Below are 21,045 nucleotides of genomic sequence, written 5' to 3'. Positions count from 1 at the left end.
ACAGCCTCGGCCTACCTCGTCAATACCAGCGATTCGCTCGCAGGATTGCTCCCAGCACTTTTTTTCATAATGCAGCATGTCCTTTACCACTACCTCTTTGTCTTCCATCCTCAATACCTGCCCATCCATATGTAGTTTACATGCCGTAGCTCTGTATGATGTAATTCAGCTTACCACAGACCCGCACCGTCCAAAACCCTTTTCTACCTACCTTTACATACCAAAACACATAACAAAGAACCTTCCTCCTCTCCGGAGAGATGGGGAAGGTTCTTCCTTGCCGCAATTTGCTATGTTCTGTCTTGGGCACACCGACCACAATCAGTAAGGGGCTTCCAAACTGAAACGTCCCAGCTTCCCTGCACGCAGCTCGCGCAAAATAATTTTTGACGCCTTTTCGAGATCTACACGTCCGCCACTAACAATACAGCCACGTTTACGTCCGATAGCCTCCATAACGCTGACAACATCATCGGGATTTTCTGTATCCTCAGGACGTTCGGTAAGCTCAAAACGCTCTGCCATGGCATCCCAATAATATTGGACAAAATATTTTGTTGCGAAAAAGGCGATATCCTCTACATTCAGAATTTCTTCCTTGATCGCTCCTGTAACTGCCAGACGATAGCCGACGTTCTGATCCTCAAATTTAGGCCACAAAATGCCCGGTGTATCCAGCAACTCAATTTCTCCGGTCTTGATCCACTGCTGTGCCTTCGTTACCCCCGGACGGTCACCTGTAGCTGCAATATTACGTCCTGCCATTCGGTTGATCAGTGTCGATTTGCCGACATTCGGAATACCGACAATCAAAGCACGTATAGGACGCGGATTCATTCCTTTGGAAATCTGCCGATCTATTTTTTCCTTAAGCAACAGCTTGGCCTGAACCGGAATTTCCTTCATCCCTGTCCCTGTCGTAGCATCCACCTGAAAGGCGACATGCCCCTGCTCCTTAAAATAGGCAATCCACTGCTGCGATACTACCGGGTCCGCCAGATCTGCCTTATTCAAAATAATCATTCGCGGCTTTCCTTGCAGAATATCATCAATCATTGGATTTCGGCTCGAAAGCGGCAATCGAGCATCAATCAGCTCAATTACCAAATCAATCAGCTTTAATTTTGCTTCAATTTGGCGGCGCGCTCTGGTCATATGACCAGGAAACCATTGAATCGTCACCGTCATCACCTCATTGATCGCAATTCCTACCCTTGCCTTTTAGGCTCCGCCAGAGAATTACGGCAGCTATGCTGCATATTAGTTGTTTTAGTGGTTAATCCACTTCATATCCTTCGCTGGCCAGAAAATAACGTCAGCCCGGCCCACGACTTCCTTCAAATCAACATATCCAATCATCCGGCTGTCTGTGCTATTGGAACGGTTATCGCCCATAACAAAAATATGCCCTGCCGGAACTTTTCCATCCTTAAACTTCTCATTTGGAAAATTGGTAAATTTGTTGTAAAGCTCGCCATTTTGATGCGCTTCTGCCAAAGGAGCCTTGAGATAAGGTTCCTGAATCGGCTTGCCATTCACTGTAATCGTGTCACCTTCTACCTTGACCGTATCACCCGCAACGGCAATGACGCGCTTGATGAAGTCTCTTCCTTCTTTCGGAACATGGAACACAATCACTTCACCCGGTTTAGGGTCACGAAAATCATATAAAATCTCATTTACAATGACACGTTCTCCCGTATGAAAGTTAGGCTGCATCGACGGTCCATCCACAATAAACGGCTTAAAGAGAAGCCAACGGATTAAAAAGACAAGCACTAACGCAATAATGATGGCCTTTAGCCACTCAAAAATTTCATTTTTTGGTTTACGCTTGGGCGTACCATCCTGATCGGTTGGCTGCTGCACAGCTCCTTGTCCTACTTCTTGCTCCATAGCTCACTGTCCTCTCTTTACGGTCAATAATCCACAGTTCCCTATGTACGTAGAAAAAACGAAAGGAGCTTGTAACCAAGCCCCTTTCGTTATTCGTTGTATTAACGACGAATTTCTTTAATTCTCGCTGCTTTACCGCGCAGTTCACGAAGATAATAAAGCTTCGCACGACGCACTTTACCACGGCGAGCCACTTCGATTTTATCGATTTTTGGGGAATGAAGCGGGAAAGTTCTTTCCACACCTACACCGTAAGAAATTTTACGAACTGTAAAAGTCTCACTGATTCCACCACCACGGCGTTTAATTACTACACCTTCAAACAACTGGATACGCTCACGAGTTCCCTCGATAACTTTCACGTGCACTTTCAAAGTGTCACCAGGACGAAAGTTAGGCAGATCCTTACGCAGTTGTTCTTCAGTGATCGCTTGGACGATATTCATCTATGACTCCCTCCTTCCGTACAGGTGTTCATGTTTCTTCTGGAAACATATCCGTTTCCTTCATCATCCACAGAGGACCACCGTATTACACACAACAGAAGTATTGTATCATGGAGGTTACCGTATTGCAACAACAAAAAGGGATTTGACCAAACATTTATTTAATTTGACTTCATTATAGAACAGGTTGCTACCTGCTTTCAAATCCACTTATGACTAAAGCACTTTAACGCTTGTTCTCCGAGCAGTCCGGTTTGCAATGCTCCTCAATCCACGCGCGCTCCTTGCCTGTCAGCTCAGCCTTCTCCAGCAGGTCAGGTCGGCGTTCCAACGTACGGCGCAATGCCTCCTGTCTTCTCCATGCATCAATATTAACGTGATGCCCTGACAGCAGCACATCAGGCACTTTCCAGCCCCTAAACTCAGCAGGCCGGGTATAATGCGGGTACTCTAACAGCCCCGTGCTAAATGAGTCTGTAATTGCACTTGTTTCATTGCCCAGCACTCCTGGCAGCAACCGTGTCACACTATCAATAACAGTCATCGCTGGCAGCTCTCCGCCAGTCAGTACATAATCGCCGATAGAAAGCTCATCCGTCACCAAATGCTCGCGAATCCGCTCATCATAGCCCTCATAATGTCCGCATATAAAAATAAGATGGTCTTCTCGGGCCAACTCCTCCGCTTTCTTTTGCGTAAAGGTCTCACCTTGTGGACACATCAAAATGATACGCGGAGCTTTCAAATCAGCGTTTCCTTCGCTCTTCTCTTGATGGACAACTCCATCGGCAGCCTCTAAAATAGGACGCTCTGACTCATCCAACAACGCTTCCACCGCGGCAAAAATAGGGTCAGGCTTTAATACCATCCCGCCCCCACCGCCATAGGGCGTATCATCTACCTGTCCATGCTTGTTACCGGCATACTGGCGAAAATTAACCGCTTGCAGTGAAACTATTCCCTTATCCCTTGCTTTTCCCAGAATACTTGCATTAAATACGCCATCAAACATTTCAGGAAACAGGGTCAGCACATCCACCCGCATTATAGCAGTCCTTCCATCAACCGTACCGTAGCCCGCTTTTCACGCACGTTTACATTCAAAATAACACTCTCTATATATGGCAATAGCAGTTCCTTGCCATTAGGCATTTTGACTACCCATACATCATTGGCTCCCGGAGTCAAAATTTCTTTGACCACACCAAGCTTTTCTCCGTCTTCTGTAATGACTTCCAGGCCGATAACTTCATGAAAATAGAATTCATTTTCTTCTAGCTCGCCTAGACGTTCAGCAGATACCTTCAACAAAGTACCTTTGTATTTTTCAACATCATTGATATTGTGATATTCCTTAAATTTGACGATGACCATATTTTTTTGAAAACGCGCTGTCTCGACAGTTACGGGAAGCGGTGCTTTACCATCCGCCGGAACAATCAATAGCTCGCTGCCTTTGGCAAAACGATCCTCTAGAAAATCAGTAGTCGTTAATATTTTAAGCTCACCGCGAATTCCATGGGTATTCACAATTTTCCCGACATTAAACAATTGCTGCATCGTGTTCCTCCTGCACATAATCGGTCCGCTCCATATCATCTTCATCATGTACGAAAAAGGGTTAGGACATACATCCTAACCCACTTTCGTATATCTTTAAGATATGATGTCTACGGTAACCCGTTTATCCATCTTAACGGCTGCTGATGCAACCACAGTGCGAAGCGCCTTGGCGATACGACCCTGCTTGCCAATGACTTTACCTACATCCTCAGGATGCACACTAAGCTCATATACAACAAGCCGATCCTTCTCCAAGGTCTTCACGGTTACATCATCCGGATGATCGACTAAAGCCTTAGCAATGATTATCACTAATTCTTCCATGGTTGACCCTCCGTATCAGCACCTTATTTCTGTGTTTTAAGCTCATGAAACTTTTTCATCACGCCCGCTTTGCTAAGCAAGTTGCGAACAGTGTCGGATGCTTGTGCACCATCTTGCAACCATTTCAGCGCTTTATCTTCATCAATTTTTACAACCGCTGGTACTGTAATAGGGTTGTAATAACCGATTTCTTCGATAAAACGACCGTCACGCGGGGAACGGGAATCAGATACCACGACGCGATAGAAAGGAGCTTTATGTGCACCCATACGTTTCAGACGAATACGAACTGCCACGAAAATTCACCTCCTTCAAAAAGTAGACTGTATATGTTATCCATCATTCCAACGGCCCAAGAGCCTTAACGGAAAGGAAACTTCAAGCCCTTACCCATACCCTTCAACTGCTTCAGAGCCTTGTTTTTGCCGCCTTTAGGCCCCATCATATCTGAGAACTGCTTCATCATACGGCGCATTTCGTCAAATTGTTTAATCAGACGATTTACCTCAGCCAACGACGTTCCACTACCTACAGCAATCCGTTTGCGCCGACTATGATTAATCATGTCCGGGTTTTGTTTCTCCTGTGTGGTCATTGAATGCACGATAGCCTCAATACGGCCCATCTGCTTATCATCCACTTTGATATCTTTCATTTGCTTCATGTTGCCCATGCCGGGAATCATATCAAGAATCTGATCAATCGGGCCAAGCTTTTTAACCTGATCCATCTGCTCCAGAAAATCTTCGAAAGTAAACTCGGCATTGCGCATTTTCCGTTCCATTTCCTTCGCCTTGTCAGCGTCGATATTGGACTGCGCTTTTTCAATCAGGGACAGCATATCGCCCATACCCAAAATCCGTGAAGCCATCCGTTCCGGATGAAACGGCTCCATCGCATCCAGCTTTTCACCCAGTGTAGCAAACTTGATCGGGCATCCCGTCACAGCCTTAACTGACAAGGCCGCACCACCACGAGTGTCGCCATCCAACTTCGTCAGTACAACCCCCGTTAGCTCCAGGCTACTGTTAAAGTGCTCTGCAACATTAACTGCGTCCTGCCCCGTCATGCTATCTACCACCAACAGAACTTCGTCTGGCTTGACGTTAGCATGAATCTGGCGCAGCTCTTCCATGAGCTCTTCATCAACATGAAGACGACCAGCAGTGTCTATAATAACGTAATCGTTACCGTTATCCTTGGCATGCTGCAAACCCTGCTTTGCAATCTCCACCGGGCTTGTCTGATCTCCGAGGGTAAATACAGGTGCATTGATCTGTTCGCCGAGAATCTGGAGCTGCTTGATCGCGGCCGGTCTGTAGATATCACCAGCTACAAGCAACGGACGATGATTTTGCTTTTGCAGCAGCTTCGCCAGTTTGCCAGACGTCGTCGTCTTACCTGCACCCTGGAGACCCACCATCATAATGACTGTAGGCGGCTTGTTAGCTTTGGCAAGCTTGGCCTGGCTGCCACCCATCAACTCGGTCAATTCCTTGTTCACGATGTCGATAATGACCATACCCGGCGTAAAGCTGTCCATTACTTCCTTACCAACGGACTTCTCTTTCACCTTGGCAATAAAGTCCTTTACAACCTTGAAGTTAACGTCCGCCTCAAGCAAAGCCAATCGTACCTCACGCATCGCCTGAGCTACATCATCCTCAGACACTTTCCCTTTGCCGCGCAGTTTACTGAATACATTTTGCAAGCGAGTCGATAATCCTTCAAATGCCATACTTTCGCACCTCCTTGTCTACCAGGGTTGTTTATTTACTCATTTATATGACCTACAATTCCTGCAGGCGATTTACAATTTGATGAACATGCTGCAGAGTGCCTTCATGGGGCTCGCCCATCTTACCGAATGCCTCCTGCAACGCTGCATTTAGCTCTTTCAGATCTTGGCTTCTGCGTTCATGCTTGCTCAGCAATCCAAGCTTTTCCTCATACATTTCCAGTACCTGTTCAGCACGTTTAATATGTTCATACACTGCCTGACGGCTAATTTCAAATTCCGAAGCAATCTCTCCCAGAGAAAAATCATCATGGAAGTAATATTTCAAAAACATCTGTTGCTTCTCCGTAAGCAGAGGTTCATAGAAGTCAAACAGTCGGTTAATTCGGTTTGTCTTTTCCAGCCGATTCTCCTGACTCATCACCAATACCTCCATTGCCTCCATCGTCAAGGAAAAACACTTTACAGTTCTTTTCAACGTTCCTTATCATACATAAAAGAAAAGAAGATGTCAAGCGTTATCCCTTGTCAACCAAAAAAAAGCCGATCCACAACCCTTGAATGGAATTACGGATCGACTTTTTTCTCCCTGTTCCTTAAACCCTGACTGGAGTAAGATACAGCAGAATTGCCAGAAAATGAAGTATGCTGCCTGCCAAAACAAACAGATGCCAGATTGCATGATGATACGGAAATGCCCGCCATACATAGAAAATCGTGCCCAACGTGTACAGAAGGCCACCTACGAACAATAACGTCATCCCTCCAGCGGGAACTACCGCCACCAGAGGGTTCCAGGCAATGATGATGAGCCAGCCCATCACAATGTAAAACACAGTGGACATGAACAGAAAGCGTTTGGTGAAGAACGCCTTGAACAGCACACCGACCAAAGCGATTCCCCATACCACTCCAAACAGCGTCCAGCCTAAAGTCCCTCGCAATGCAACAAGCATAAACGGGGTGTAGCTGCCTGCAATGAATAGGTAAATGCAAGAATGATCGAATATTTCGAACAAATCCTTCAATTTCCCTTCATGGAGGCTATGAAGCAACGTGGAATTGGTGTACAACAGCAGCATGGTTATCCCATAAATCGTAAAGCTGACGACATGCCAAGCAGTCCCTTTTAAGCTGGCAAAAACAATGAGCAGCACAAGCGCCGCCACACTTAAAACGACTCCAATTCCATGTGTAATGGCGTTGGCTACTTCCTCCCGTCGGGAATAAGTATAGGTGTTCACCATCGGTTCTTCACCCGGCTTTCTGTAATTTTTTTTATATACAAAAATATATATCCGACATCGACAGACCCGTTGCTCTCATTATATATCTCTACGATATATATCTCCACCACCTCGAGCAGCAACAGGCCAAGCTCAAGCCCCGAACCTGATAGGCTAGGCGATTGCAAGACATCCTCCAAACTTCCAGGCCATCCTGTACAACCTAAATCAGCGCTGCTCTTCCTCTCCAGCACCAGTTGCTTCACCAGCCTCTTCCTGAATCAAGCCCGCAAACAATGCATGAACGAATTGCTCAGAATCAAACGGTTGAAGGTCATCCACTTTTTCGCCTAAGCCCACCAGCTTAACAGGCAAATTCAGCTCTTGGCGGATTGCCACAACAATTCCACCCTTTGCTGTACCATCCAACTTCGTCAGCACCAGCCCGGTTACGCCACTTTTCTCTCCAAACAGCTTGGCCTGGTTCAGTGCATTTTGTCCGGTCGTGGCATCGAGTACCAGCAGCACTTCGTGAGGAGCGTCCGGGATTTCACGCTGGATAACACGGAAAATTTTGTTCAGCTCCTCCATCAGATTGCTTTTATTCTGAAGACGTCCTGCAGTATCACACAGCAAAACATCTACCTGACGCTGCTTGGCAGCCTGTACGGCATCATACATAACCGCAGCCGGATCGGAACCGGATTGCTGCTTGATAACCTCAACACCTGCTCGTTGACCCCATACCTCCAGCTGTTCAATCGCACCGGCACGGAACGTATCTCCGGCAGCCAGCAGCACTTTTTTACCCTCTTGTTTAAAACGGTGAGCCAGCTTGCCAATAGTTGTTGTTTTGCCGACACCGTTGACCCCGACGAATAGAATGACTGTAATGCCGTTAGAGCTCATTTGGAGCTGACTATTGTCATTGCCTCGCAGCAGCTCGGATAGCTTTTCCGACAATACAGGCTGAAGCTCGGATGCATCCTCGATTTTGCGTTTTTTCACTTCTACCCGCAGGTCTTCAATGAGGTTCATCACCGTGTTGACACCTACGTCCGCTCCGATCAGAATTTCCTCCAGTTCCTCATAAAACTCCTCATCAATCTTTTTGCGGCGAATCATCAGATCCGTTACTTTTTCAACAAAGCCTTTTCTTGTTTTTTCCAGTCCGTCCTTAAACTGTTTGGTGACGGATTCTGTTTTGCTTGCAATGCTTTCCTTTAATTTTCTAAAGAAACTCATAGGTTCCCTCCGTTGATTTGAAAGTATGTTATTGGATATCAGGCAATCTCGGCTTCGTCACTGTCCAGCTTGACAGATACGAGCTTGGAAACCCCCCCTTCCTCCATCGTAACCCCGTACAGCACGTCGGATTCTTCCATTGTGCCCTTGCGGTGAGTAACTACAATGAACTGTGTCTGCTCCGAGAATTCCCGTAAATACTGTGCAAAACGCACTACGTTGGCTTCGTCCAATGCAGCCTCTACTTCATCGAGCACACAGAATGGAACAGGTTTAACATGTAAAATGGCAAACAGCAGCGCCATCGCCGTTAACGCCCGCTCACCGCCCGACAGCAGCTGCAAGTTTTGCAGTTTTTTGCCCGGTGGCTGAGCTACAATGTCAATTCCCGTCTCCAGCAGGCGTTCCGGGTCAAGCAGTACCAGATCAGCCCGTCCGCCTCCGAACAGCTTGGAGAAAACCGTGCCAAATTCACGCCGAATGGCATCGAACGTAGATTTGAAACGTTTGGACATTTCATCATCCATTTCACGAATAACCTGATAGAGCGTGGTTTTGGCCTCCACCAGATCAGACTTTTGCTCATCGAGAAACGTATAACGTTCATGCACACGCTGATATTCCTCAATCGCACCCAGATTGACCTCGCCCAGCCCGGAAATACCGCGTTTGAGCCTTTGCACTTCAGCCTGCGTGCCTTCAATATCCTCCGGCACCGGGTAGCGCTGCTTGGCCAGCTCGTAGCTGAGTTCATAATCATCGCTTAATTTTTTGAGCACGTTTTCCAGTTCTACATCAAGCCGATTCACTCCGATTTCCGTTTGACGAAGCTGCTCTTCAACCGATTTAAGCTGGATTCGCTGCTCTTTTGTCTCATTCTCAGCCAATTCCAGCTTTTTGGACAAGCTGCTGCGTGCAGCCCGCTTGAACTCCAACTGCTGTGAGGCTTCTTCCTTTTTCAAACGGTATTGATTGAGATTTTCAATTTGCTTTACGCTCTCCTGCTCATTGGTCAGCAGATCAGCTTCGATGGAAGCCAGCAGGGTTTTATTCTGTCTCGAGTCCTTGCCAAGAGTATCATAATCTCCACGCAATCTGCGCAGCTGCTCTTCCAATGAAAAGCGCTCCTGATCCAGCTTGCCTTCTCTAACCTTGAGATTGGTAAGTTCACCTTGCAGCTGCTCTTTGGCAGATTCGTTGGCTTTACGAGCAAATTCGGCAGCGTGGATGGCTTGATGGGTTTTCTTCTCTTCCTCTTCCAGCGCAGCCAACTTGGCCAACGCTTCTTCACGTGCAGTTTCCAATTCTTTTATCTCCTGGTCGAAGCCCTTTTTCTCCTGACTAGACGCAGCCACCTGTTCCAACACATGACGCAGTTCATGCTCCAGCTGCTTGAGCTCCATTGCGGTCTGCTGCTCTTCGCCGCGCTTCACATCTCCGGCCTGACGCAGCTCCTCCAAACGGGTCTGTGTCTCCTCCAGCTGGCGTTTGGTATCCACGGCGCTTTGACGCAATCTCGCAATTTGCTGCTCCGTATCTAAAATATCTTGATCCAACTGATCCAGCTGACGTTTGCGCCCAAGCAGATTGGCATTTTTCTTAAACTGGCTACCACCAGTCATGGAACCACCTGCATTGACGACGTCGCCTTCCAGCGTCACAACACGATATCTATACTGGCAACGGGCGGCAATCCGGTTCGCATCTTCCAGCGTACGCGCTATGACCACATTCCCCAAGAGGCTGCCTACAATTCCGGCATACCGCTCATCATACTGAACAAGATCCGCACCGATTCCGATAAAGCCATCAGCACTTTCCGCAATTTGGCGCTCCCCCGCACCGATTTGGCGCGGTCGAATGACATCCATAGGCAAAAAAGTCGCTCTACCCAATTGACGCTGCTTCAAAAAACTGATCGCCTGTCTGGATACCGATTCATTTTCCATGACGATATGCTGTACGGAAGCGCCCAAAGCCGTTTCCATCGCCTGCTCCAAATGCTCAGGCACCCGAATCAGCTCCGCCACCGCTCCGTGTACACCGTGCAAGGTTTCTTTGCGCGCAGCCTTCAATACTTCCTTGACACCCAGCATAAAGCCGTCAAAGTCATCCTGCATTTCCTTCATCGTATCTCGGCGTGAAATTTGCGCCTCACGTTTTTGTTCCCATTTACGAATGGTGCCTTGACTTTCTTCCAGCAGCTTTTGCAGCGCCTGGTACTTTTCACTCCCCTGAATATATCCACTGCGCAGACTACTGATTTCCTGTCCCAGCTTCTGAATAGCAGCTTCCAATCCCTTTTTGCGCTGATCCAGCTCGACTTTTTGTGCTTCCCATTTACCGGATTCGTCACTTACACGGTTCACCCGCCGCTCAAGCGCTTCCTTCTGCTGGTCGGTATAACGGATTTCGTTGCGCGCCTGTGCCATTTGGTTCATCAGCTCCAGCAGGTTGCCTTTAAGGCTTTCCTCCTGCTCCTGGCTGATGCCGCCTGTGACGCCAATCAGCTTGGCCTCTTCATCAGATAGCCTCGCACGCAGTTCTTCAAGCTCTACAATTAATGCAGACAGCTTTTCATTCAGCTGATCCAGTTCATTTTTGCGATCGGAATGCCTTGCCTCGCTCGTGCTGAGCGATAGAATAAGCTGTTCCCGGTTAGCCTGCAAATTGCGTGTACGCTCTTTCAGCAATTCACCGTAGCCCTCGCTCTTTTCTGTAGCCTCACTGTACTGCAGCAAATCACTTTGCAGGCGCTCGACTTGCTCCTCAAGCTGACGCAATTCATTACGCTCACTCTCCAGCATCGCGTCGTGGCGGGATACCACCGTAGACAGCTGAAGCTGCTCCTGCTGCAGCAAGGCTAGCTTGGAAGTCGCATCGCTCCACGAAGTATGAATTTGTTCAATTTGATGGACGTACATCGAAATCTCTTTTGATTTCAGCTCACTACGCAGCTCTTTATAATGAATCGCCTTTTCCGATTGCTCCTTAAGCGGGCCGATTTGATCCTCCAGCTCGCTGACCAAATCGTGAATGCGCAGCAAATTTTGCTCCGTGTCATCCAGCTTGCGAACCGCCTCTTTTTTACGTGATTTATATTTTACGATACCCGATGCTTCCTCAAAAATACCTCGACGGTCCTCGGATCGGGTACTCAAAATCTCTTCAATGCGTCCTTGCCCGATAATGGAGTAAGCCTCTTTACCAATCCCTGTATCCATAAACAACTCGGTAATATCCCGAAGTCTGCATGACTGTCGGTTAATGAAATATTCACTATCGCCACTCCGGTGCACACGACGAGTTACCGTGACTTCGCCAAAATCCAGAGGCAACGCCTGATCTTCATTATCCAGCGTAAGCGATACTTCACCATAATTAACAGCCTTGCGAGCATCACTGCCAGCAAAAATAATATCCTCCATTTTGCCGCCACGCAGTGATTTGGCGCTCTGTTCGCCCAGCACCCAGCGAATGCCATCGGAAATATTACTTTTTCCGCTTCCGTTAGGTCCGACGACTGCCGTAATGCCGCGGACAAATTCCATTTCCGTTTTATCTGCAAACGATTTGAAGCCCGCCAGCTCAATGCGCTTTAAAAACATGCTCAATTTCACCTCTAACATTTCAAATATGCTTGTACAACACCGATTACCTGATGGGCATGAATTATCCCTATTGTAGCACAAGACTACTTTGGATAAAGCACACTACCGACGTTCAACATCGACGTTCAACGCACTGCAGCCAAGCCACGAAAAAAGAGCAAAACGCAGTCCATTCGCCTTTGCGGGCCGGGACTCCCCCGCGGACTGCCCTTTGCTCTTACTTTGTGTCCCCTGCTTGCGTAACCCGTCCGGGCCGCACAGGTACCGATTACGATTCAGCCAGTTTCAAACGGTTTAAAGCTACTGCCGCCGCTTGCTGCTCAGCTTCTTTTTTGGAGCGTCCTGTACCAGCCCCCAGCCGTTCGCTGTCCATATATACCTCGGCTACAAACTCGCGCTCATGGGCAGGTCCGCGCTCCTCCACAATCCTGTATTCAAGCATCCCCATGTTATGATGCTGTGTCAGTTCCTGAAGCTCTGTTTTAAAATCACTCATCTGGAGCTTGCCATTTAACACAATTTGAGGAAAAATATAACGTTCCAGAAACGACCGGACGGCCTCCAGACCCTGATCCAAATAAAGCGCGCCTACGAACGCCTCGAACACGTCGGCGAGCAAAGCGGGACGAGTACGTCCACCCGTCAGCTCTTCACCTTTTCCAAGCAGTACATATTGCCCGAACTCAAGCCCGACAGCAAACTTCACCAGAGAAGGCTCGCAGACAATAGCTGCGCGCAGCTTGGTCAGTTCGCCTTCGGGTCGGTTAGGGTATTGATTGTACAATTGCTCGGATACAGTCAGCTCCAGCACAGCGTCACCTAAAAATTCAAGGCGCTCATTGTCTGCATGCTGACTGAATCGATGCTCGTTTACGTAGGAAGCGTGCGTAAAGGCCTGCTTCAGAAGCTGCCGATTGTTGAATTGAATATGAAGTTTCTGCTGTAATTGCTTCAAGTCTCCACTCAACGAACTGACCCCTTACGCTTCATATTTTTTTAGAATAACCGTAGCATTGTGACCGCCAAAACCAAAGGAATTGGACATAACCACATTCAGTTCCGCTTTTCTTGGCTTGTTAGGCACATAATCAAGATCGCATTCCGGGTCTTGATTATCCAGATTAATCGTAGGCGGAATCGTCTGATGCTGAAGGGCAAGACCACAGATTACGGCTTCAACGCCGCCCGCTGCACCCAAGAGATGCCCTGTCATTGACTTGGTCGAGCTGATTGCTACCTTATAAGCATGCTCTCCAAGCGTTTTCTTGACTGCTTCCGTTTCCGATTTATCACCCACCGGAGTCGACGTACCGTGAGCGTTGATATAATCAATCTCTTCCGGCTTCAATCCAGCATCGCGGATCGCCATTCTGATACAGCGCGCCGCACCCTCTGGATCAGGCTCCGTCATATGATGGGCATCGCCAGAAAGACCGTAGCCAATCACTTCGCCGTAAATACGTGCACCACGCTTCAAAGCATGATCCAACGATTCCAGAATCAGAACACCAGAGCCTTCGCCCATCACGAATCCATCTCTTTCCGTATCAAAAGGACGGCTTGCCTTTTCAGGTTCATCGTTGCGCGTGGACATCGCCCGCATGGAACAAAATCCAGCCATACCGATCGGGCGAATCGTCGCCTCAGCACCGCCACAAATCATGACGTCAGCATCACCACGTTGAATCATCCGGTAAGAATCACCAATGGCATGACTGCCTGTGGCACAAGCCGTTACTGGCGAAGTATTGGGTCCTTTGGCACCGAGTGAAATGGACACTTGGCCGGAGCCCATATTGGCAATCATCATCGGGATAAAGAAAGGGCTTACGCGTTTAGGTCCCTTTTCGATTAATGTATGGTGCTGATCCTCCCAAGTACCCAATCCGCCAATACCGGAGCCTACAGATACACCTACACGCTCGGCTTCCGCATTCTCTCCGATAACAAGCCCGCTATCCTTAAGCGCCAGTTTACTGGCTGCAACCGCGAACTGTACAAAGCGGTCCATTTTACGTGCGTCCTTGCGATCCATGTAATCCTCCGGATTAAAATCCTTAACGGAAGCGGCTATTTTCGTAGGATACTCGGTTGTATCGAAAGCTTCGATTGCGCTGATGCCAGATTTTCCAGCCATCAGATTATCCCACAGTGTGTTCAAATCCTGTCCCAGCGAAGTGATTACACCCATTCCTGTTATGACAACTCGTTGTTTCAAAGATAATCACCTCTATATCTACTGCAAATTGTATTTTAAGGTCGCACGCTTTGTGCGCAGAAATAATATAGAATCAACTAAAGTTAGTAATGCCGCATCATCTTCAGCTTTTACTAAGTTAGGTCAAGCTCAAAATACACGGCAATTCCGTCTTTAGTTCAATCTGTATAATTAGGAGAAAGTCCCGCCTGTAACAGAACGGGACTTTGTTGACATGAATTAGGTATGAGATTGTATGTACTTTACAACTTCACCTACAGTTGTAATTTTCTCTGCATCTTCATCAGAGATTTCCATATCAAACTCATCTTCCAATTCCATAACCAATTCAACTACATCGAGAGAATCAGCGCCTAAATCATCTTTAAAAGATGCTTCAAGTGTAACTTCGGCTTCGTCGGCTCCCAAACGGTCAACGACAATGCGTTTTACGCGCTCCAATACGTCGGACATCCGGCTCACCTCCTCCTTAGGTATTATACGAAAATTACAATTAAAATGCCATAGAAGAGAGTTTTCATTCATTACTCTTCATCACGGCATGTGGATTGGCAACACGTCACTACATGTACATGCCGCCATCCACATGCAAAGTCTGGCCCGTCATGTATGAGGAAGCGTCCGAGGCCAAGAACAGCACCACGTTCGCAATTTCCTCAGGCCGTCCGAGACGGGCCAGCGGAATACTGCCAAGCATACTATCGCGCAAATCGTCAGCCAGCACCTGCGTCATGTCCGTATCGATGAATCCGGGTGCTACACAGTTGACTGTAATGCCTCTTGAAGCAAGCTCTTTAGCAGAGGATTTGGTAAGACCAATCACGCCTGCTTTAGCAGCTACATAGTTTGCTTGACCTGCATTGCCAAGTACACCGACAACAGAAGAGATATTGATAATTCGACCGGAACGCTGCTTCATCATAGGCCGTGTAGCTGCCTTGAGGCAATTAAACACACCTTTCAGATTCGTTTCGATCACCTGGTCGAACTCTTCTTCCTTCATGCGCATGATTAAATTATCTCTTGTTATCCCGGCATTATTCACCAAGATGTCAATCTTGCCCCAAGCGTCGATGACATCCTTGATTAAACGATCCGCCTCGTCAGCACGACCGACATTAGCCTGAACCATAATAGCTTCCACGCCCTTGGCCCGAATCTGCTCTGCAACCTCAGCCGCAGCCGCTTCGCTGCCAGCATAGTTTACCGCCACATTAGCGCCTGCTTCAGCCAGCGCCAGCGCGATACTACGACCAATTCCGCGCGACGCTCCCGTAACCAGCGCCGTTTTTCCACTTAATGGCTTAGACATCATAGTACCTCCTTGCAAGTATATAGGCAATCACTAAACCTTTTAGCGGGCCTCCAAGGCCTCTGCTACAGAAGCAAACGACTCCAGGCTGTTTATATTATACAGCTTAACCGTTTTGTCGATCTTTTTAACCAATCCGGTTAAAACACTTCCAGGTCCGAACTCAATAAAGGTGTCAACACCCTGTTCCAGCAGCCACGCCACGCTGTCTTCCCACAGCACCGGGGAATAGACCTGATTCACAAGCAGCTGGCGAATTTCGTTACCCTCACACACAGGTTTTGCCGTTACATTAGCCACAACCGGAACTTGAGCTTCAGAGAAGGCCACAGCCTCCAGCTTGCCGGAGAGCTTGGTTGCCGCTTCTTTCATCAATGAGGAGTGGAAAGGACCGCTGACCTCCAAAGTAATAGCCCGCTTGCCGCCTGCTTCCTTCACGCGTTCAGCCACCGCAGCTACGCCTTCCTTCGTGCCAGATACGACGATTTGTCCGGGGCAGTTGATATTGGCCAGTTCAACCAGATGACCAGCCTCCGTAATATCACGGCATAGTGCTGCCAGCGCTTCACGGTCAGCTCCCAGCACAGCAGCCATTCCGCCTTGTCCATCAGGTATGGCCTGCTCCATGAACTCGCCACGTGCACGTACGATCTCAACCGCGTCCCCGAATGCGAGGACACCGGAAGCCACCAGCGCACTGTATTCCCCAAGGCTGTGTCCAGCCACATAATCAGGGCGGATTCCTGTTTCCTTGAACGCTTCATGCAACGCAATGCTCGCCGTTAGCAGCGCAGGCTGCGTATTTGAAGTCTGCTTCAAGGCAGTATCCGGTCCTTCAAAAATCAATGTGCTTAGCGCGAAACCCAATCGCTCATCCGCTTGATGGAATACCTCTTTTGCAGCTGGAATCGCTTCATAAGCGTCTTTAGCCATACCTACAGCTTGTGAACCCTGACCGGGAAATATAAATGCCGTTTTGCCCATCTTGTATGCACCTCTCTATATCCAATGCTTATCCTGTAAAATACCAGAAATTCAACATTCTATCAAATCTGCTGTTTTCTTACCAGACAAGAACCGACGCGCCCCAGGTCAATCCGCCGCCAAAGCCCACCATCAAAATCCGGTCGCCTTCCTTCATACGGCCTTCTTCTGCCGCTTCCACAAGAGCAAGAGGGATTGACGCTGCAGACGTATTTGCATATTTATTAACATTAATGACAACTTTTTCTTCCGGCAAATCCAAACGCTGCATCGCTGATTGGATAATGCGAATATTGGCTTGATGCGGAACGAACAGATCGATGTCATCTTTGGACAACCCTGCTTTTTCCAATACATCCACCGTCGCCGTTCCCATCACACGGACCGCAAACTTGAACACTTCACGTCCATTCATGTAGATATAGTGCTGTTTGTTTTCCAGCGTATCCGCACTCGCAGGCAAACGCGAACCGCCAGCTGCCAGGTTCAGCAAGCTGCCTCCCGCACCTTCGGCACCGAGATCAAAGGATTGGAATCCTCTGCCTTCAGGTACTTCACCAATCACAACAGCTCCTGCACCGTCTCCGAAAAGAACACAGGTATTGCGGTCGGTATAATCTGTAATCCGGGAAAGACAGTCTGCTCCAATGATTAGCGCATTATTATAGATGCCTGTCTTAATGAAGCTCGTTGCCGTTGCCAGCCCATACACAAAACCCGAGCATGCTGCCGACAAATCGAAAGCCGCCGCACCTTTTGCTCCCAACTTGTCCTGCAGAATGCAGGCAGTTGACGGAAATGCCATATCCGGTGTGACCGTAGCTACAATGATCAGATCCAAATCCTCTGCCGTCATACCAGCAGACTTCAAAGCCTTAATCGCCGCTTCATAAGCCAAGTCAGATGTAGCCTGCTCCGGGGCCGCAATATGGCGCTCCTGAATCCCTGTACGGCTGACAATCCATTCGTCACTTGTCTCTACCATCTCTTCCAGATCTTTATTGGTCAGAATTTTCTCAGGAACATATTTCCCCGTTCCGATCACACCAACCGGCCGTAATTTATTCATATCGTCACTCACTTCCTGCTAATTTCCTTGGATATACTTTCCACCAACCGGTTTTGCAAGGCCGTGCGGGCCTGTCTTACCGCATTTTTGACGGCAATACCATCAGATGAACCGTGACTTTTCAAGACAAGTCCGCTCAGTCCCAGCAAGGGAGCTCCGCCATGCTCCTTATAGTCCAGCTTATCCTTTAGACCGCGAAGTTCGGGCATAATCAACGCCGCCGCCAGCTTGGTCTTTAAAGACTTGGTGAACTGCTCTTTCAGGAGAGAAAATATCGCTCCGGCCGTACCCTCCAGCGATTTTAACATGATGTTTCCGGCAAATCCGTCGCACACCAGTACATCACAATTTCCGGTTAACACATCTCTGGATTCCACATTGCCCACAAAATGGACAGGCAACTGCTCAATGAGGGGAAATGTCAGTTTTGTCAATTCATTACCCTTCCCGGCTTCGGTCCCGACGTTCAGCAGACCTACCCTTGGAGAAGCCATACCGTGAACTTTCTGACGATACAGGCTCCCCATCAACGCATACTGGGCGAGATGCTCGGGCTTGGCATCCATATTGGCTCCCAAGTCCAGTGCCAACATACCCTGATCATCAATCGTCGGTATCATCGGGGCAAGAGCCGGGCGTTCAATCCCTTCCATTCTTCCAACCACCAGCAATCCTGTGGTCATTAGCGCACCGGTATTGCCTGCAGATATCATGGCATCCGCTTCGCCTTCTCTGACCATTCGGCCAGCTACGACCATTGAGGCATCCTTTTTGCGCCGTACTGCCTTTACAGGCTCATCTTGCGCATCGATCATTTCAGATGCATGACGAATGCTGAGGTTCGCAGGCAGCGCTCTGCCGTTCAGAACCGATTCAATCCGTTCACGGTCACCAACCAGCGTAATGTCTGTATCCTTCCATTCCGCCGCCGCAGATAGCGCACCCTCTACTGTCGCCTCAGGGGCATTGTCTCCCCCCATGGCATCAATGGCGATCCGCATGCTGACTTCCTCCTTCGCTATACTCTTCCTCCGTGGAGCGATAAATGACAAAGTTCCCTTGGAACACCATTTCTTCTCCTACGTAGGCAAAAACCTCCACTTTGGCCTTCCCTTTTTGCTCAGGATTTGAGCGTACATATGCCTTGGCAATACACTTCTCCCCCAAATGAACCGGGCGTACAAAGCGAATATCCGCCGAAGCGGTCAATGCTATCTCATCATTAATCACGGCGACAGCCAATGAATTGGCTTGAGCAAAAACATAATGTCCCCGTGCAATGCCGGTGCGTGAAAAGATGTGCTCCTCTTTGATTTCAAAGATGGAAATACCGCTTCGGTCCAATTGAAGATCAACGATATCCCCGATCACTTCATGCAAAGGCAAGGAACGAACCTGATCGTAGGAGCGCTCAGCCATCAGCTTTAGCCGCTCCCGCAATTCCGGGATTCCGAGTTCCATTCGGTCCAGCCGAATCGTCTGGATGCTTACCTTCAGTTGTCTCGTCAATTCCTGATCCGTTACGAACGGATTATCATCAATCAATTGAGTCAGCCGCTGCTGTCTCTGTCTTTTCGGCAAACGTTCGATGTCAGTGACGCCTCCTTTCCCTGCAATAAACTGCCGTTCAGCCGACGGTTCGGGTTACTTCACGTTCTAACGGCAAAAGCTTCGAGCCTGTTTGTTATCTTGTATGTATAAAGGAACCCCTTCGGCCCTCTTTCTTAGAACCTGGTACTAAAACAGTATATAGCATGCTGACACAAAAAGAAAGCATGCAAATAAAAAAAGTGACGCCTCACTGGAGTGAAGCGCCACTTTCCCTGCGAAGATTCCAAAGAATCCACTTATCGGACATTATTGAGAGATAATCTCTCTAGCTTTGTACGTTCCGCAAACTTTGCACACATGGTGAGCAAGTTTCAATTCGCCGCATTCGGAGCATTTCACCATACCTGGTACTGCCAGTTTAAAGTGAGTACGACGTTTGTCGCGACGAGTTTTGGATGTTCTCCGTTGAGGTACTGCCATTATTCCCACCTCCTTAACCAAATCGACCCCGCAAAAGCGGGTATGACTTCTTATCTCATTCAAGACTGAAGGTAACTAGCGGAAGCAGTTACTTTACAGCCGGTGAATCAAGCCTGCAACATCCATGCACGGGTTCTGTAACTCCCCAGCACAAGCGGATGATGATTTTTTTCAGAATTGAACTCAATTCTCATTTAAAAAAATCCTTAAGCCCTGCCAGACGCGGATCAATCTTGTCCGTACTGCCATCATCACTGTCATCGGAGCCGATACTCCAGTTTTGTCCGGCTGCTGGTGCGATCCCCTGACAATTCTCACTGCACACAGGCGCAAACGGCACATTCAGTACAAACAGTTCTTTGCAATACGGTGCAATGTCGAAGGAATCCTCCGTCACTGCGATAAATTCGCCATCTTCATCCTCCTCTTCACTACCTGAAGAGGTTTGCTTGAACCGTTCACGGAATTCAATCTTCAAATCCTCGTGCATCGGGCTCAAACAGCGTGAACACAGCATGTCCAGACCTGCGGTCAGCGTGCCTTCCACGCTCATCAAGCCTTGCCCCAGACTAATGGCGACCAAATCGGTCTCCAGCGGGGAAACGGCCGTAACATCAGCACGATCATCCACCAATTCACTCACGTTTAGAGATTCACGGATAGGAAAAGGACCGTCACTTGTTGCTACTTTGCGAAAAAATAGTTGCATCACTATCACTCCAAACAAACAAAAATTATTATACCGACTGATCGAGTCGTTTGTCAACACCTTTCACTTTACACCACATACAAAACCATTGGTCTTCCAATGGTACAGCACGTTTTATGAGGAAGTGAAAATACGTTGTACGGATCATGTACCTGAGCGTATTCGTACCCCCGCCACTCTTCGTGTACAATAATGCGAGTATAAAGCTTTTTGCTTCAGGTCTCAATGGTCTTGTTCAGAATAGTTACCCGGATCAGCTATTAAAGAAAGGAGCCGACATACCGCCTTGAAAACACTCGGAGTTATTGTAGAGTATAACCCGCTGCATAACGGACATGTTCATCACTGGAAGGAGTCTCTTCGCATCACTGGCGCAGAGCGCACGGTGGCTGTGATGAGCGGTCCTTTCCTCCAGCGGGGGGAACCCGCGATTACGGATAAATGGTCCCGCACCGAAATGGCACTCGCCATGGGCGTGGACCTGGTTGTCGAGCTGCCTGTGGCCTATGCCATTCAGCCCGCAGAATGGTTCGCCCACGGGGCGGTCGCCCTGCTCCGCGCCACAGGCGTCGTCGACGCACTCTGCTTCGGCAGCGAGAGCGGAGACATCGCGCCGCTGCGCGCGCTGGCCCGCGTGCTGGCGGCAGAGCCGGCCGAGCTCAAGGCCGGCATC

23 protein-coding genes and 1 pseudogene are annotated in these 21,045 nt (G+C 48.5%); 1 reads left to right on the top strand and 23 read right to left on the bottom strand.

The genetic code is table 11. The features are described from left to right. From WG8_RS28275 to WG8_RS09715, 23 genes and pseudogenes are all read right to left on the bottom strand, one after another. Positions 1–108: pseudogene (locus tag WG8_RS28275) on the bottom strand (ribonuclease HII); the annotation flags it as partial. Between the two features lie 213 nt (positions 109–321). Beyond that, positions 322–1,182, bottom strand: a complete 861-nt coding sequence (gene ylqF, locus WG8_RS09820) for a ribosome biogenesis GTPase YlqF (RefSeq protein ID WP_043890903.1) — start codon at positions 1,180–1,182, stop codon at positions 322–324. Positions 1,183–1,269: 87 nt separating this feature from the next. Continuing rightward, positions 1,270–1,896: a signal peptidase I gene (lepB, locus tag WG8_RS09815; protein ID WP_007429999.1), complete on the bottom strand. Its 627-nt coding sequence runs from the start codon at positions 1,894–1,896 to the stop codon at positions 1,270–1,272. Positions 1,897–1,997: 101 nt separating this feature from the next. Further along, entirely contained in the window at positions 1,998–2,342 is a 345-nt protein-coding gene (gene rplS, locus WG8_RS09810; RefSeq protein WP_007429998.1) for a 50S ribosomal protein L19, read from the bottom strand. 226 nt (positions 2,343–2,568) lie between these two features. Then, the gene (trmD, locus tag WG8_RS09805; RefSeq protein WP_007429997.1) at positions 2,569–3,387 is read right to left on the bottom strand and encodes a tRNA (guanosine(37)-N1)-methyltransferase TrmD; all 819 of its coding nucleotides are present in this window, start codon (positions 3,385–3,387) and stop codon (positions 2,569–2,571) included. Next, complete coding sequence (gene rimM / locus WG8_RS09800; protein WP_007429996.1) at positions 3,387–3,902, bottom strand: ribosome maturation factor RimM; 516 nt, start codon at positions 3,900–3,902, stop codon at positions 3,387–3,389. The genes trmD and rimM overlap by 1 nt, the downstream gene beginning before the upstream one ends. 96 nt (positions 3,903–3,998) lie before the next feature. Beyond that, on the bottom strand, positions 3,999–4,229 hold the full coding sequence (locus WG8_RS09795; protein WP_007429995.1) for a KH domain-containing protein: 231 nt from the start codon (positions 4,227–4,229) through the stop codon (positions 3,999–4,001). 23 nt (positions 4,230–4,252) lie between these two features. Beyond that, positions 4,253–4,525: a 30S ribosomal protein S16 gene (gene rpsP / locus WG8_RS09790; protein WP_007429994.1), complete on the bottom strand. Its 273-nt coding sequence runs from the start codon at positions 4,523–4,525 to the stop codon at positions 4,253–4,255. Positions 4,526–4,590: 65 nt separating this feature from the next. Next, entirely contained in the window at positions 4,591–5,967 is a 1,377-nt protein-coding gene (gene ffh / locus WG8_RS09785) for a signal recognition particle protein (RefSeq protein ID WP_007429993.1), read from the bottom strand. Positions 5,968–6,019: 52 nt separating this feature from the next. Beyond that, entirely contained in the window at positions 6,020–6,388 is a 369-nt protein-coding gene (locus tag WG8_RS09780; RefSeq protein WP_043890902.1) for a putative DNA-binding protein, read from the bottom strand. 175 nt (positions 6,389–6,563) lie between these two features. Further along, positions 6,564–7,214, bottom strand: a complete 651-nt coding sequence (trhA, locus tag WG8_RS09775) for a PAQR family membrane homeostasis protein TrhA (RefSeq protein ID WP_007429991.1) — start codon at positions 7,212–7,214, stop codon at positions 6,564–6,566. A gap of 207 nt (positions 7,215–7,421) precedes the next feature. Then, complete coding sequence (gene ftsY / locus WG8_RS09765) at positions 7,422–8,438, bottom strand: signal recognition particle-docking protein FtsY (protein WP_007429989.1); 1,017 nt, start codon at positions 8,436–8,438, stop codon at positions 7,422–7,424. A 38-nt stretch (positions 8,439–8,476) separates the two neighbouring features. Beyond that, positions 8,477–12,046: a chromosome segregation protein SMC gene (gene smc / locus WG8_RS09760; protein ID WP_007429988.1), complete on the bottom strand. Its 3,570-nt coding sequence runs from the start codon at positions 12,044–12,046 to the stop codon at positions 8,477–8,479. Between the two features lie 271 nt (positions 12,047–12,317). Beyond that, the gene (gene rnc, locus WG8_RS09755) at positions 12,318–13,016 is read right to left on the bottom strand and encodes a ribonuclease III (protein ID WP_007429987.1); all 699 of its coding nucleotides are present in this window, start codon (positions 13,014–13,016) and stop codon (positions 12,318–12,320) included. 12 nt (positions 13,017–13,028) lie between these two features. Next, entirely contained in the window at positions 13,029–14,267 is a 1,239-nt protein-coding gene (gene fabF / locus WG8_RS09750; RefSeq protein WP_007429986.1) for a beta-ketoacyl-ACP synthase II, read from the bottom strand. A gap of 219 nt (positions 14,268–14,486) precedes the next feature. After that, on the bottom strand, positions 14,487–14,720 hold the full coding sequence (locus WG8_RS09745) for an acyl carrier protein (RefSeq protein ID WP_007429985.1): 234 nt from the start codon (positions 14,718–14,720) through the stop codon (positions 14,487–14,489). A 109-nt stretch (positions 14,721–14,829) separates the two neighbouring features. After that, positions 14,830–15,579: a 3-oxoacyl-[acyl-carrier-protein] reductase gene (gene fabG, locus WG8_RS09740; RefSeq protein ID WP_007429984.1), complete on the bottom strand. Its 750-nt coding sequence runs from the start codon at positions 15,577–15,579 to the stop codon at positions 14,830–14,832. A gap of 42 nt (positions 15,580–15,621) precedes the next feature. Next, positions 15,622–16,563, bottom strand: coding sequence for an ACP S-malonyltransferase (gene fabD / locus WG8_RS09735; RefSeq protein ID WP_007429983.1), 942 nt, complete (start codon positions 16,561–16,563; stop codon positions 15,622–15,624). A 79-nt stretch (positions 16,564–16,642) separates the two neighbouring features. Then, positions 16,643–17,632, bottom strand: coding sequence for a beta-ketoacyl-ACP synthase III (locus tag WG8_RS09730; protein ID WP_043890901.1), 990 nt, complete (start codon positions 17,630–17,632; stop codon positions 16,643–16,645). 8 nt (positions 17,633–17,640) lie between these two features. After that, positions 17,641–18,633, bottom strand: coding sequence for a phosphate acyltransferase PlsX (gene plsX / locus WG8_RS09725; RefSeq protein WP_007429981.1), 993 nt, complete (start codon positions 18,631–18,633; stop codon positions 17,641–17,643). Next, positions 18,617–19,213 carry a transcription factor FapR gene (gene fapR, locus WG8_RS09720; RefSeq protein WP_007429980.1) on the bottom strand — a complete coding sequence of 199 codons (597 nt, stop codon included), beginning with the start codon at positions 19,211–19,213 and terminating at the stop codon, positions 18,617–18,619. The genes plsX and fapR overlap by 17 nt, the downstream gene beginning before the upstream one ends. Positions 19,214–19,489: 276 nt before the next feature. Continuing rightward, on the bottom strand, positions 19,490–19,663 hold the full coding sequence (gene rpmF / locus WG8_RS26400; protein WP_007429979.1) for a 50S ribosomal protein L32: 174 nt from the start codon (positions 19,661–19,663) through the stop codon (positions 19,490–19,492). Between the two features lie 190 nt (positions 19,664–19,853). After that, positions 19,854–20,372 (bottom strand): YceD family protein, encoded by a 519-nt coding sequence (locus WG8_RS09715; protein WP_007429978.1) that lies wholly within the window; start codon positions 20,370–20,372, stop codon positions 19,854–19,856. 286 nt (positions 20,373–20,658) lie between these two features. Between WG8_RS09715 and WG8_RS09710 the strand changes: the two genes are divergently transcribed. Continuing rightward, positions 20,659–21,045 (top strand): nucleotidyltransferase family protein (locus tag WG8_RS09710; RefSeq protein WP_007429977.1); only part of this gene is annotated, 387 nt, incomplete at its 3' end.

The organism is Paenibacillus sp. Aloe-11 (genome assembly GCF_000245715.1).
Lineage (GTDB): Bacteria > Bacillota > Bacilli > Paenibacillales > Paenibacillaceae > Paenibacillus > Paenibacillus kribbensis.
Note: the sequence above shows the minus strand (reverse complement) of the source record. Positions and strands in the feature narration are given on the sequence as shown.